We start from the raw sequence: 11,368 nt of genomic DNA on the forward strand, positions 1-11,368 counted from the left end.
CCGACACCCAAATCCGCCTAATTTTTAAGCGATCAAAAACAACTATGTGGCGCAAGTGCAACATTTCAGAATTATGTCATCTTTGCTGCCATATTCTTTCTTGTGCAGCGCAATAATATGGAGCAACTTTCTTGGGCATGTTTAGAGACTGTTCGCGTTCGGGGCATCTGGCGCAATATAATAACAGCGGAAACAAAAAGTAGGAGGGGCGATACGCATTAACGAGAAAGGGATTTCCATGCGCACGTCCAATAAAGCTAATCTTGGCGGAAAAGCCAAATCAACTGTTCTAGGCCTTTCGGCCATATTGCTAGCCTCTACCGCTGCTCCAGCCTTGGCGCAGGACGCGGAAGAATCTGCCAGCCCGATCACGATTTCGGGTAACGCGGCAGTTACAAGTGACTATCGCTTTCGCGGTGTTGCCCAGTCGGGCGGCGACGTAGCCATTCAGGGCGGTATCGATATCGGCCATGAAAGCGGCTTTTACATCGGCACCTGGGGATCTTCGATCAACTTTGCCGGCGGTACCGAGCTCGACATCTACGGCGGCTGGTCCGGTGAGATCGCATCCGGCATTTCTGCCGATGTCGGCCTTCTCTATTATTTCTACCCTGACGCCGGCGGCGTTGGCGGCGGTGCAACCGACTTCTTCGAGCCTTATGCATCGCTTTCGGCAACTCTCGGCCCGGTGGAAGCCACGGTTGGCGCAGCCTATGCCTGGGGCGGTCAAAGCGCTCTGGCGGATGAAGACAATATCTATCTTTACACCGACCTGAGCGCCGGCATTCCCGACACTCCAGTCACAGTGAATGCACATCTGGGCTATTCGGATGGCGACAGCTTCCTCAGCACGCTGCAGGGCTCCGACAGCAACTATATCGACTGGTCGCTGGGCGTCGATTATGCAATCAGCGAAAACCTGACGCTGGGAGTGGCCTATACGGACACCGACGATTCCCCGGCACAGAAAGATTTCACCGACTCTGCATTCGTCTTCACTCTCGGCGTATCCTTCTAAATTCACAAAACGTCACGCTGAAACAAGGGGCCGCTCGGACAACCGGGCGGCCCTTTTTTAGCTGGCGGCCACCAGCTTTCGCGTTGCCCGATGGCGGGGATGATCGATCACCCTCTGAACCGGCCCTGTTTCGACAATCCGGCCTTCTTCCATAACCGCGATCCGGTGGCACAATCGCCGCGCGGCAGCGATATCATGCGTAATGAACAGCAGGCTCAAACCGTTCGCGGCCTGCAGCCGCCGGAGCAGCTGGAGGATTTCTGCTCCGACCAGCGGATCGAGCGCCGAGGTCGCCTCGTCCAGCACCAGAAGCCGGGGAGAGGCAATGATCGCCCGCGCAATCGCGACCCGCTGCGCCTGCCCGCCCGAAAGGCTGGTCGGTGAACGCGCGAGGAAATCTTCCGCGAGATCGACAGCGGACAGCGCCTGCCGCGCCATCTCGCTCCGTTCGGCACGCGCCAGATCGGGGCGCAGGTTCCGCAAAGGCTCGGTCACGATTTCGCCGACCCGCCATTGCGGATCAAGACTGGCGACCGGGTCTTGGAAGACCGGCTGGATCAGCCGACGCATATCGAGATTACGGCTGCGACGCTCGGGCAGCGGCATGCCCTCCCAGAGGATTTCCCCTCTGGTCACGGGACCGATGCCGGCGATCGCTCGCCCGAGCGTGGATTTCCGGATCCGGAACCGCCGACGAGCGCCAGCGATTCGCCCTGTCCGATCGTGAGACCTGCTTCTGCCACCGCATGAATCGTGCCGCGACGCCAGCCGGGCCGGCGAAATTCGACCCCGACATCTACCGTTTCGAGCAACAGGTCGCCGGGCTGGCTGAGCTTCGGTGCCGCTTCGTCCAGACGCGGCGTGGCGGCGATCAGGCGCCGTGTATAATCTTCTGCAGCATGGGAGACGACTTCCCGAGTCGGACCCGTTTCCACCAGCCGCCCTTTTTCCATCACCAGCAGTTGATCGGCATGGCCCTCGACCGAGGCAAGGTCGTGGCTGACCAGCAGCATCCCGAGTCCCTGTTCCGCGCGCAATGCGTCGAGCAGGTCCATGATCTCCTGGCGCAAGGAAGCATCCAGCGCACTGGTCGGTTCGTCGGCGATCAGCAATTTGGGATGATGGGCGATGGCCGCAGCAATCATCACCCGCTGGCGTTCGCCACCGGACAGCCGGTGCGGGAACTGGTCCAGTCGCTCGTCCGCCCGCGCGAGGCCGACCCGCTCCAGCTTTTGTGCCAGTTCCCGGCGCGACGGCCGTGCTGCTCCGGCCTGCATCGTCGCTTCCTGCAATTGCGCGCCAACAGACAAATGCGGTGTCAGTGCGGTCAGTGGCTGCTGGAAGACGAAGCCGGTCAGTCTGCGACGGATATCGCGCAGGTGACGGGCATCGGTTGTGCGGAGGTCAACACCATCCAGTTTGATCGAACCGGAGGCCGTACCCGGCGTCAGGCCGAAGGGCGTCAGGCAGGTCAGGCTTTTCCCGGAACCGGACGCCCCGATGATCGCCGTACATTGTCCCGCCTCGACGGTCAGGCTGACATCTTGGACCAGCCGCTTGCCGGCGATATCCACCGCCAGATTGCCTATTTCATAGAGACTCATGAGAAACGGTCTCTCAGCCGTTCGCCCTCTATCGTCAGGCAGACCAGGATCAGCACCAGCAAGCCGCCGGGCAGCAGCAGGCCAAGCGGCGCCATATCCATGTCGTCAGCGCCTTCCTTGACCAGGATGCCAAGCGAAGTCAGCGGCTCCTGCACGCCCAGTCCGAGGAAGGAGAGGAAGCTCTCGACCATCACCACCTGCGGAACGGTCAGCATCAGATAGGCCAGAGCGACGCCGGCGATATTGGGCAATATATGGCGCAGGACGATTGCCCTGGACGGCGTACCCGCGGCCTCTGCCGCCAGGATGAAGGGCCTTTGTTTCAGCGCCATTACCTGCCCCCGCACCACCCGCGCCATGGTCAGCCATTCGACCAGCCCGATACCGACGAAGACCAGCAGGATCGAGCGTCCGAACACCACCATCAACAGGATCACGATGAACATGAAGGGCAGCGAATAGAGACCATCGACGATCCGCATCATCAGCTCGTCGACCCTGCCGCCGATCCAGCCCGCGGTTGCGCCCCAGGCGATGCCGACAACCAGCGACACCAGCGCCGCCGCCATCGCGACCATCAGGGTGATCCGGGTGCCTGCTGCCAACCGCGCCAGGCGATCCCGGCCAATATCATCGGTGCCGAATATATGCGATCCGCTGAAGGCCGGCGCGCGGACAGCATCCCAGTCGATCTGGTCATAGCTCCAGGGCAGAAGGAAAGGCAGCCACAGCGCCAGAGCGGCAATCAACAGGACCAGAGCTAGCGGGAGATGCCGTCTCAGCATGCGCTCAGCCCTCCCGCATTCTGGGGTCGAGCCAGCCGTAGATCAGGTCGGCAAACAGATTGAACAATATGATCAGCGCGGCGTAGAGCGTGACCACACCGAGCACGAGCGGATAGTCGCGGTTTAGCGCGCCCTGGACAAAATAGCGGCCAAGCCCCGGCAGTCCGAAGACGGTTTCCACCACCACGGCCCCGGTCAGCAGCCCTGCCGCCGCCGGACCAAGATAGCTGGCGACGGGAACGAGAGCGGGCCGAAGGCCATGTTTGAACAGGATTTTCACCTCGGGCAGTCCCCGCGCCCGCGCTGTGCGGATATGATCCTGCTTGAGCACGCTCGCCAGACCGGCGCGGGTCAGTTTGGCAATCGCCCCCGACACCGGCAGCGCCAGGGCGACGACCGGCATGATCAGCCAGGCCGCGCCCTGTCCCGTTCCCGATACCGGCAGCAAGCCGAGCCACAAACCAAAGAATAGCGCCAGCGCGGGTCCGGTGACAAAGGTCGGCAGCGCGGTTGCGACCGTTGCCAGCATCATGATCGTCTTGTCCGCAGTCTGCCCGGCCCGCACGGCCGCAAACAGGCCGGCCGTCACCCCGATCATCAGTGCCAGCACTATCGCCAGCCCTCCGAGCGTTAGCGAAATCGGCAGCCCCTGCGCGATCAGTTCCGATACGGTAAAATCGCGATAGACCAGCGAAGGTCCGAAATCTCCCTGGACCAGCCGCGAAATATAGAGCCAGGCCTGCTCCCAGAGCGGCCGGTCCAGACCATAAGCCTGTTGCAAGGCCGCCTGCGTCGCCGGATCGAGCGGGCGTTCCCCGTCAAACGGTCCGCCGGGCGCCAGCCGCATCAGGAAGAAGGATGCCAATATGATCACCAGCAGCGTCGGTATGGCTGTCATCAGCCGCCGGGTGATCAGGGCAAGCACCTGCCGCTAGAGCTCCATCCCGGCAAAACAGCTGCGCACTTCCTGCACGAACAGTTCCGGCACTTCCATCGCCGCGAAATGGCCGCCCTTCTCGGGCTCTCCCCAATAGCGCAAGTTCCGGAATCGTTGCTCCGTCCAGCGGCGCGAAGGGGTGATGATTTCGTGCGGGAAAATGCTGCAGCCGGACGGAATAGTGACCGGATCGACATTGGGCGCGCCGAAGCTTTCACGGTACAGGCGCGCCGAGGATGCACCGGCATTGTTGAGCCAGTAGATCATCACATTGTCGAGCAAGCGGTCGCAGTCGAAATTCTCGTCCGGCGCTTGGCATCCTCTGCCCAGCCCTGGAATTTTCCATGATCCAGGCCATTTGACCGACCGGGGAATCGGCCAGACCATAGCCCAGGGTCTGCGGCCGGGTCCGCTGGATTTCCGCATAGCCGGCGCCCTGCTCCTGATAGACCGCGAAATGGGCCAGTGACGCCTGCTCTTCGGGGGTCAGGCTGGCCATCATCTCGTCCGACGGCGGCCCGACGACCACGAGATTGACATGCACGCCGGCACAATGGCCGAGATTCTGTGCGCCGATCACCGAGGTCACCATGCCGCCCCAGTCGCCGCCCTGGGCGAAATAGCGGTCGTAGCCGAGGCGGGTCATCAGGCTGTCCCACGCCTGCGCGATTTTTCCAGCCCCCATCCGGTCGTGGTTGGCTTGCCGGAAAAACCATATCCGGGCAGCGACGGCAGCACCAGATGATAGGCATCTTTCGCCTCCCCGCCATGTGCCACCGGATCGGTCAGCGGACCGATGACATCCATAAACTCGACGATCGAACCCGGCCAGCCGTGCGTCATCAGCAACGGCCGCGCGTCAGGCTCCGGCGAGCGGATATGCATGAAGTGGATATCGACGCCGTCAATCTCGGTTAGGTAATGCGTATATTGATTGAGTTCCTGCTCGCAGCGCCGCCAGTCGTAGCTGGTCCGCCAATGTTCGACGACGGTTTTGACATAGTCGAGCGGGATGCCCTGCGACCAGTCATCAACCGGCTCCGGATCGGGCCAGCGCACATGCCGCAACCTTATGTCGAGGTCGTCCAGTGCGGTTTTCGGGATATCGATTGTGAAGTCTCTGATTTCGTCGGTCATCGGCTTGTCTCCTGAAACTTCATTTATATTCCCGCCCATTGCAGTTCAGCAGGCAAACTGGATGACGAATAATCAACCTGCAAAACCCTCCTTCGCTGGGGTCGGGCCGCACTTTTTGAGGCGTGAAGGATCGGAGTGGAATAAGACCAGATATCACCTGATTTTGCCAGACATTCTGCCTCCCCGCATTGCACTATCGCGGAAGCATAATCATCTTCCGCCAGCCAGCCAAGTTTATGCGATCCCGGTGCAATCCGCAGCGGGGCGCTATCCGGCCCTACATCATCCAGATGAATTCTTAACGTCACCATATCAGCGAGCAACTCAAAAGGAGGCTCTACATGCTGGATGCCCTGCTTGATCGTCCAGTTTTTGAAGCCAGAAACTTCTTTCCGTTTCGCAACAGCAATCGTGCGGTCCTGGTGCCAATCCAGCGACCAGTTGGTTTCAACATTCTTGTCGAATAATATTGCACGAACGGGTTGCGCATTCGCATCCAAGTGTTTTCGCACAATCTCCCACGGTCTTGAGTTTACACCAATCCGTTCCGACAAACCTACAATGCCTTTCAACCGAGCACCCGCTCGTTCAGATGGAACGGGTCGCAGGATAGATAGAAAATCAGAGGCATCTATTTGATTATTGTAGAATTCCGCACCGTCCTGTTCGAAACTAAAGCTCACATCGTCGGAACCGGCACTTCGCCCGAATAGTCGTAAAAGCCCTTGCCCGTCTTGCGGCCGAGCCAGCCGGCCTCGACATATTTCGTCAGGATCGGCGCGGGGCGATATTTCGGGTCACCGAAGTCATTCTGCAGCACGCGCAGGATTTCCAGCAATGTATCCAGTCCGATCAGATCGGCCAGGGTGATCGGCCCCATCGGATGGCCGAGGCCAAGCTGCACGCCGCGGTCGATATCTTCCATCGACGCCGTGCCTTCGCCGAGCGCAAAAAAGGCCTCGTTGAGCATCGGCAGCAGGATACGGTTGACGACGAAACAGGGCGAATCTTTCGCCATGACCGGGTTCTTGCCAACGGCCTTGGCAAAATCGCTGGCCATGGCTGCCGTCTGGTCGCTGGTTGCGAGTCCGCGGATGACTTCGACCAGCCCCATCAGCGGCACCGGATTGAAGAAATGCACGCCGACAAAGCGCGACGGGTCTTTCACCGACTGCGCCAGCCGGGTGATCGAAATCGATGAGGTATTGCTCGCCAATATCGCCTGATGGCCCAGAACTTCCGACGCTGCTGCAAAAATCTGGCGCTTGATTTCCTCGCGCTCGGTGGCGGCTTCAATGATGATGTCGGCATTGGCCATCGGGTCAAGCTGGACGATCGGCTCGATACGACCCAGCGCCGTTTCAGCGGCCTGCTGCTCGATCTTTTCCTTGTCCACCAGCCGTGCCAGTTGCTTGGCAATACCGGCCTTGCTCCGTTCGGCAATCTCCATGCTGACATCCGACAGATAGACATGATAGCCTGCCTGAGCCGAAACCTGCGCGATACCGGCGCCCATTTGTCCCGATCCGATAATACCAATTGCTTTCATATCATGCCCTTCATGCTGTTCGATGTGTTTGAACAAGCCACTAGCGATTGTCTGCCAAACTGGCTAGATTGCAATTATGCCCCCTATCAGTTTCATCGCCGGAATCTTCGCCACTCTCGCCGCTGCCACCGCCCAGCCGCCAGTGCAACCGGGTGAAATCCGGACCTTCCGGGACTGGAGCGTTGGTTGTGACAATAGCGGCAATTGTCAGGCTGTTTCACTGGTCCCAGATGAGGGCGGCGCCGGTTTTGACGACTGGGATGGCCCGATCTCGATCGTCCGGACCGCGGGCAGTGACGATATTTTCAGATCCGCGTTTTGTTTCAGCCCGGAGACATGGACCGTTACCGGATGATCATTGACGGAAAGCTGGTCGATACCGGGGCGATTGTCCAGGGCGACTATCCGATAGAAATTGTCGGTACGGATGCCGAAAAAGTGGCAGAGGCGATCATCAACGGCAAACATCTTGTCATCGAAGGGCCTGGCGGCGAGAATATCACCCAGATTTCGCTGGCCGGCTCGTCGGCAGCCCTGCGCTATATCGACGAGAAACAGCAGCGCGCCGGAACCGAAACGGCGCTGGTCGCCAAGGGCACGCGCGATTTCCAACCCGCCAGTACCGAAATTCCGACGATCATGGTCGACCGCTGGGACGATTCCAAACTGGCCCCGGAAACCGGCGATATCGTGGCGCTGGTCGAAAAGTCCAGATGCAAGGACGAACGTTACGGGCTGGTGGAGGATCAAATCTTTCCTCTGGGCAAGCGCGGCAACCGGTTCCGCGCACTGGTATTGATATCCTGTGGCTCGGGTGCCTATAATTTCTCCAGCGCGCCTATATCGGGGAATATATCGAAAACCCTCGCGCCACCAGCGGCTGGACATTCACTCCGGCCCGATTTGACCGCCAGCCCAGCTGGGGCGGCGAAGGCACCGACCCTTTGCTAGTCAATGCAGGCTGGGACGAACTGGACCAGAAGCTCAGCAGTTATGGCAAGGGCCGCGGGCTCGGCGATTGCGGCAGCGCTGAAAATTATATCTGGGATGGAGACATGTTCCGCATGATCGACGCCAGCGCGATGCCGGAATGCCGCGGCGCCTACGAATGGATTACCATCTGGCGCGCGAACTACCGCATTCTCGAAGAGACCGCTGCGCCTGCCGAATAATCCTAAGGCGCGTGTTTGAGCGGATGCGCTTCCACCAGCATGAGCGTGAAATAGTCCTTTTCGTCGCTCCATTCTTGCAACGGCGTCCAGCCGCCGGCCCGCAGCATCAGCCGGGCATCGCGCAAGCCATATTTGTGGCTGTTCTCGATGTGGATTTTCTGTTCCTTGCGTAGTGAATAGTCATCGCCGGCGATCGAGAAATCGACGTCGGCCTGGGCTTCCAGATAGATTTCGATCCGCGCATAGAGATCGTTCCAGACCGCCTTGTGCCGAAATTGCTCAACGGGAATATTTCCGTCCAGTTCGCGGTTTATCCGGTGGAGCAGATTTAGCGAGAATTGCGCCGTCACGCCCGCGCTATCATCATAGGCGTCGATCAGCGTCTGGACATCCTTGATCCGGTCAAAACCGATTAAAAGCTGCGCACCCTCACCCAGCGTTTCCCGCATGAAGCGCAGCAGGTCGACCGAAGTCCGGGCGATCATATTGCCAATTGTCGAGCCGGGAAAGAAGCCGAGCTTCGGCATGTCGGCCACGGCCTCGGGCAGGGCAACCCGCTTCATGAAATCGGCTTCGACTGCATATATAGGCAATTCGGGAAATTCCTCCTGGAGCAGCGATGCGCTATGCTCGAGAAACTCACCCGAAATATCGATCGGCACATAAGCGGCAGGTTCAATCGCCTTCAGTAAATGGGGCGTCTTGGTGGAACTGCCCGAGCCAAATTCGATCACCGCCCGGTCCTGACCGACGAATGCCGCAAAAGCGGGGCCATTGGCCTTGAGCAATTCGGTCTCCGTGCGAGTGGGATAATATTCGGGAAGCTCTGTAATGTCCTCGAACAATTCCGACCCGCGCCGGTCGTAGAGCCAGCGCGCGGGAATCGCGAAAGTCTGCTTCTCGAAACAGCGCCTGACGTCCTTGCGGAAACTGTCATCGACGCGGGAAGTTGTCATGTCCATGGGGTCGTCCTTTGCGTCAAAGGTCTTTGGCGAGCCGCAAGCCGCAGAACTGCCAGCGCTGGTGAGGGTAGAAGAAATTCCGGTAGCTGGTCCGAATATGACCGGGCGGCGTGGCAATGCTGCCGCCCTTCAGAACGGACTGGCCCGACATGAACTTGCCATTATATTCACCGACTGCACCATCGGCCGGCCGGAATCCGGGATAGGGCAGATAGGCGCTTCCCGTCCATTCCCACACCGCGCCATTGTGCGGAAGGCCATGATTGGCCGCCACTTCCCATTCAGCTTCGCTGGGCAAGCGGGCGCCGGCCCAGGTGGCATAGGCATCCGCTTCATAGTGGCTGACATGTTTTACGGGTGCTGCCAGATCGAGAGCGCGACGGCCCGACAGTGCGAACTCCGCCCGCTCACCGTCAGATGCCTGATTCCAGTATAAGGGCGCTTCAATTGCCTGCTCCTGCACCCAGGCCCAGCCGTCGGAGAGCCAGTGGCGGGCATCGCGATAGCCGCCGTCCTTGATAAACGCGAGCCATTCGCCGTTGGTCACCGGCCGATTTGCCAACGCGTGCGGATGGAGCAGCACCTGATGGCGCGGGCCTTCGCAATCGAAGGCAAAGCCGGTCCCGTCATGGCCGATCTGTTGTACGCCCGTCTTGCCTTCGATCCATTGCAATGGTCCGGGGTCTGCCGCGGAAACAGGCACCGTAGAAGAATAGGCGGGCCGCAGCGGATTGCGGGAAAAGAGATGGAGAATATCGGTCAACAATAATTCCTGATGCTGCTGCTCGTGATTCAGACCGAGCTCGACCAGGTCGAGTAATTCTGGAGAGAAGCCGTCCATTGCTTCCGCCATCGCCCTGTCGACATGATGGCGATAATCGATCACGTCCGCGAGCGACGGGCGGGTCAGCAAACCCCGCTCGGGGCGCGCGTGGCGTGCGCCTTCGGCTTCATAATAGCTGTTGAACAGATAGGGATAGGCTTCGTCAAAAAGCCGGTAGCCAGGGACGTGATCGCGCAGCAGAAAGGTTTCGAAAAACCAGCTGACATGGGCCAGGTGCCATTTTGTCGGCGACGCATCGTCCATCGACTGCGCCGTTGCATCGGCATCGCTCAGCCCTTCGGCAAGTCCAAGGGAATGATGTCTCACATCCCGGAATCGCTCCAGCAACACGCGCGATCGGGAGATGTTTTCGGCGTCGGGCGAAGGCGGGAACGGGCGTTGCGGTTGGCTTGCGATCAATCCTACTCCGGTGGAAGCTCCTGTTCTTGCCAGAACATAGAGCGAACGATGATTAGGTCAACAACGCATATTCGCGCCAGTTGGTTGCAAATATCCGCAAGCTGTTGCGCTTTTGCGCTAGCGCGACGCTCCCGGCACCCACAATATATCGTCCTTGCCGCCATTGTTGAGCGCCCGGCCCAGCACGAACAGATAGTCCGAAAGACGATTGATATAGGCCAGCGCCTGCGGGTTGATCGAAATATCTCTGGCCGCTGCGACACAGGTCCGCTCGGTCCGCCGGGTGACGGCGCGCACGAGATGGATGGCGGCTGCGGCTTTGCTGCCACCAGGCAAAATGAAACTGGTCAGCGGATTGAGCTCGGCAGTGGCCGCGTCGATTGCCTTTTCCAGCCGTTCCACCTGTGAGGGAACAACTCTCAGCACCATTTCCGAGGGACTGAAATCGTCCCCGTCGGATGCCGGCGTTGCAAGATCGGCACCCAGATCGAACAGGTCGTTCTGGATCACCCGCAATGTCTGCACCAGCCCCTCGTCGGTGATTTCGCAAATCGCGACACCGAGCGCGCTGTTCAATTCGTCGACATCCCCGATTGCCGCCATGCGCGGGTCGTTCTTGGCAATGCGCGATCCGTCGACCAGCCCGGTCGTGCCGTCATCGCCGGTTCTCGTATAAATCTTGTTGAGCTTTACCATCGGGGGAGCGAACTAGCTCTGGCCACCCGCCACAGCCAGCAATATCACCACCAGCACGATTGCAATCGCCTGATATTTGACGCGGGCAAACATCATTTCATTCTGCTTCTTGTGCGAAGCAGTGACGCCTTCGGCATCGACGTCGCCCGGCTCCATATTGGCGAAGGCGATCAGCCCGCGCACGAGTGCGTAAATGACAGCGCCTGCGGCTGCGATGATCATCAATATCAAAATATAGCTCATATATTCACCTTAAGCCTGCGAA

The 11,368-nt window shown here is 59.6% G+C and carries 17 protein-coding genes; 4 read left to right on the forward strand and 13 right to left on the reverse strand.

Annotated features, from left to right (window positions below; genetic code table 11):
* Nucleotides 1–238 precede the first annotated feature (238 nt).
* Nucleotides 239–1,018 (forward strand): TorF family putative porin, encoded by a 780-nt coding sequence (locus C8024_RS16480; protein ID WP_100092674.1) that lies wholly within the window; start codon nt 239–241, stop codon nt 1,016–1,018.
* Between the two features lie 57 nt (nt 1,019–1,075).
* On the opposite strand, the gene C8024_RS22085 is transcribed toward C8024_RS16480, so the two are convergent.
* From C8024_RS22085 to C8024_RS16510, 9 genes are read right to left on the reverse strand one after another with little or no spacing between them, the layout of a single operon-like run.
* On the reverse strand, nt 1,076–1,654 hold the full coding sequence (locus C8024_RS22085) for an ATP-binding cassette domain-containing protein (protein WP_367947397.1): 579 nt from the start codon (nt 1,652–1,654) through the stop codon (nt 1,076–1,078).
* On the reverse strand, nt 1,651–2,622 hold the full coding sequence (locus C8024_RS22090; protein ID WP_254306019.1) for an ATP-binding cassette domain-containing protein: 972 nt from the start codon (nt 2,620–2,622) through the stop codon (nt 1,651–1,653). Before C8024_RS22090 ends, C8024_RS22085 begins: the two co-directional genes overlap by 4 nt.
* Nucleotides 2,619–3,407 carry an ABC transporter permease gene (locus C8024_RS16490; RefSeq protein WP_173207168.1) on the reverse strand — a complete coding sequence of 263 codons (789 nt, stop codon included), beginning with the start codon at nt 3,405–3,407 and terminating at the stop codon, nt 2,619–2,621. Before C8024_RS16490 ends, C8024_RS22090 begins: the two co-directional genes overlap by 4 nt.
* Nucleotides 3,408–3,411: 4 nt before the next feature.
* Nucleotides 3,412–4,332: an ABC transporter permease subunit gene (locus C8024_RS16495; protein ID WP_173207172.1), complete on the reverse strand. Its 921-nt coding sequence runs from the start codon at nt 4,330–4,332 to the stop codon at nt 3,412–3,414.
* A 6-nt stretch (nt 4,333–4,338) separates the two neighbouring features.
* The gene (locus C8024_RS23695) at nt 4,339–4,611 is read right to left on the reverse strand and encodes a hypothetical protein (protein ID WP_367947398.1); all 273 of its coding nucleotides are present in this window, start codon (nt 4,609–4,611) and stop codon (nt 4,339–4,341) included.
* On the reverse strand, nt 4,559–4,990 hold the full coding sequence (locus tag C8024_RS23700) for a hypothetical protein (RefSeq protein WP_367947399.1): 432 nt from the start codon (nt 4,988–4,990) through the stop codon (nt 4,559–4,561). Before C8024_RS23700 ends, C8024_RS23695 begins: the two co-directional genes overlap by 53 nt.
* Nucleotides 4,990–5,481 carry an epoxide hydrolase gene (locus tag C8024_RS23705; protein ID WP_367947400.1) on the reverse strand — a complete coding sequence of 164 codons (492 nt, stop codon included), beginning with the start codon at nt 5,479–5,481 and terminating at the stop codon, nt 4,990–4,992. Before C8024_RS23705 ends, C8024_RS23700 begins: the two co-directional genes overlap by 1 nt.
* A 23-nt stretch (nt 5,482–5,504) precedes the next feature.
* Nucleotides 5,505–6,164, reverse strand: coding sequence for a phytanoyl-CoA dioxygenase family protein (locus C8024_RS16505; protein ID WP_173207175.1), 660 nt, complete (start codon nt 6,162–6,164; stop codon nt 5,505–5,507).
* Nucleotides 6,161–7,030 (reverse strand): 3-hydroxyacyl-CoA dehydrogenase family protein, encoded by an 870-nt coding sequence (locus C8024_RS16510; protein ID WP_173207180.1) that lies wholly within the window; start codon nt 7,028–7,030, stop codon nt 6,161–6,163. Before C8024_RS16510 ends, C8024_RS16505 begins: the two co-directional genes overlap by 4 nt.
* Nucleotides 7,031–7,106: 76 nt before the next feature.
* On the opposite strand from C8024_RS16510, the gene C8024_RS16515 reads away from it, so the two are divergent.
* Genes C8024_RS16515 through C8024_RS16525 form a run of 3 tightly spaced genes read left to right on the forward strand, consistent with a single transcriptional unit; the run spans nt 7,107 to nt 8,202 of the window.
* A complete protein-coding gene (locus C8024_RS16515; RefSeq protein WP_173207183.1) occupies nt 7,107–7,385 on the forward strand; it encodes a hypothetical protein in 279 nt (92 codons plus the stop codon).
* Nucleotides 7,382–7,981 carry a DUF1176 domain-containing protein gene (locus C8024_RS16520; protein ID WP_173207186.1) on the forward strand — a complete coding sequence of 200 codons (600 nt, stop codon included), beginning with the start codon at nt 7,382–7,384 and terminating at the stop codon, nt 7,979–7,981. Before C8024_RS16515 ends, C8024_RS16520 begins: the two co-directional genes overlap by 4 nt.
* Nucleotides 7,975–8,202: a DUF1176 domain-containing protein gene (locus C8024_RS16525; RefSeq protein WP_254306020.1), complete on the forward strand. Its 228-nt coding sequence runs from the start codon at nt 7,975–7,977 to the stop codon at nt 8,200–8,202. Before C8024_RS16520 ends, C8024_RS16525 begins: the two co-directional genes overlap by 7 nt.
* A 2-nt stretch (nt 8,203–8,204) precedes the next feature.
* On the opposite strand, the gene egtD is transcribed toward C8024_RS16525, so the two are convergent.
* The 4 genes from egtD to C8024_RS16545 form a co-directional block, all read right to left on the reverse strand.
* Nucleotides 8,205–9,164, reverse strand: a complete 960-nt coding sequence (gene egtD / locus C8024_RS16530) for an L-histidine N(alpha)-methyltransferase (RefSeq protein ID WP_173207189.1) — start codon at nt 9,162–9,164, stop codon at nt 8,205–8,207.
* Nucleotides 9,165–9,180: 16 nt separating this feature from the next.
* Nucleotides 9,181–10,338, reverse strand: a complete 1,158-nt coding sequence (egtB, locus tag C8024_RS16535; RefSeq protein WP_367947402.1) for an ergothioneine biosynthesis protein EgtB — start codon at nt 10,336–10,338, stop codon at nt 9,181–9,183.
* A gap of 186 nt (nt 10,339–10,524) precedes the next feature.
* The gene (locus C8024_RS16540; protein WP_173207192.1) at nt 10,525–11,103 is read right to left on the reverse strand and encodes a cob(I)yrinic acid a,c-diamide adenosyltransferase; all 579 of its coding nucleotides are present in this window, start codon (nt 11,101–11,103) and stop codon (nt 10,525–10,527) included.
* A gap of 12 nt (nt 11,104–11,115) precedes the next feature.
* Nucleotides 11,116–11,346 (reverse strand): HIG1 domain-containing protein, encoded by a 231-nt coding sequence (locus tag C8024_RS16545; protein ID WP_100092682.1) that lies wholly within the window; start codon nt 11,344–11,346, stop codon nt 11,116–11,118.
* Nucleotides 11,347–11,368 lie beyond the last annotated feature (22 nt).

Origin of the sequence: Sphingopyxis sp. BSNA05 (genome assembly GCF_013265645.1) — a bacterium.
In the GTDB taxonomy this organism is placed as follows: domain Bacteria; phylum Pseudomonadota; class Alphaproteobacteria; order Sphingomonadales; family Sphingomonadaceae; genus Parasphingorhabdus.

Bases quoted from the DNA above. Each gene is read 5' to 3' on its own strand.
- C8024_RS16510 (WP_173207180.1), bottom strand. From the start codon at position 7,030: ATGAAAGCAATTGGTATTATCGGATCGGGACAAATGGGCGCCGGTATC.
- C8024_RS23695 (WP_367947398.1), bottom strand. From the start codon at position 4,611: ATGATCTACTGGCTCAACAATGCCGGTGCATCCTCGGCGCGCCTGTAC.
- C8024_RS22090 (WP_254306019.1), bottom strand. From the start codon at position 2,622: ATGAGTCTCTATGAAATAGGCAATCTGGCGGTGGATATCGCCGGCAAG.
- C8024_RS16520 (WP_173207186.1), top strand. From the start codon at position 7,382: ATGATCATTGACGGAAAGCTGGTCGATACCGGGGCGATTGTCCAGGGC.
- C8024_RS23700 (WP_367947399.1), bottom strand. From the start codon at position 4,990: ATGACCCGCCTCGGCTACGACCGCTATTTCGCCCAGGGCGGCGACTGG.
- C8024_RS16480 (WP_100092674.1), top strand. From the start codon at position 239: ATGCGCACGTCCAATAAAGCTAATCTTGGCGGAAAAGCCAAATCAACT.
- egtD (WP_173207189.1), bottom strand. From the start codon at position 9,164: ATGGACATGACAACTTCCCGCGTCGATGACAGTTTCCGCAAGGACGTC.
- C8024_RS16490 (WP_173207168.1), bottom strand. From the start codon at position 3,407: ATGCTGAGACGGCATCTCCCGCTAGCTCTGGTCCTGTTGATTGCCGCT.
- C8024_RS23705 (WP_367947400.1), bottom strand. From the start codon at position 5,481: ATGACCGACGAAATCAGAGACTTCACAATCGATATCCCGAAAACCGCA.
- C8024_RS16540 (WP_173207192.1), bottom strand. From the start codon at position 11,103: ATGGTAAAGCTCAACAAGATTTATACGAGAACCGGCGATGACGGCACG.
- C8024_RS16545 (WP_100092682.1), bottom strand. From the start codon at position 11,346: ATGAGCTATATTTTGATATTGATGATCATCGCAGCCGCAGGCGCTGTC.
- C8024_RS16515 (WP_173207183.1), top strand. From the start codon at position 7,107: ATGCCCCCTATCAGTTTCATCGCCGGAATCTTCGCCACTCTCGCCGCT.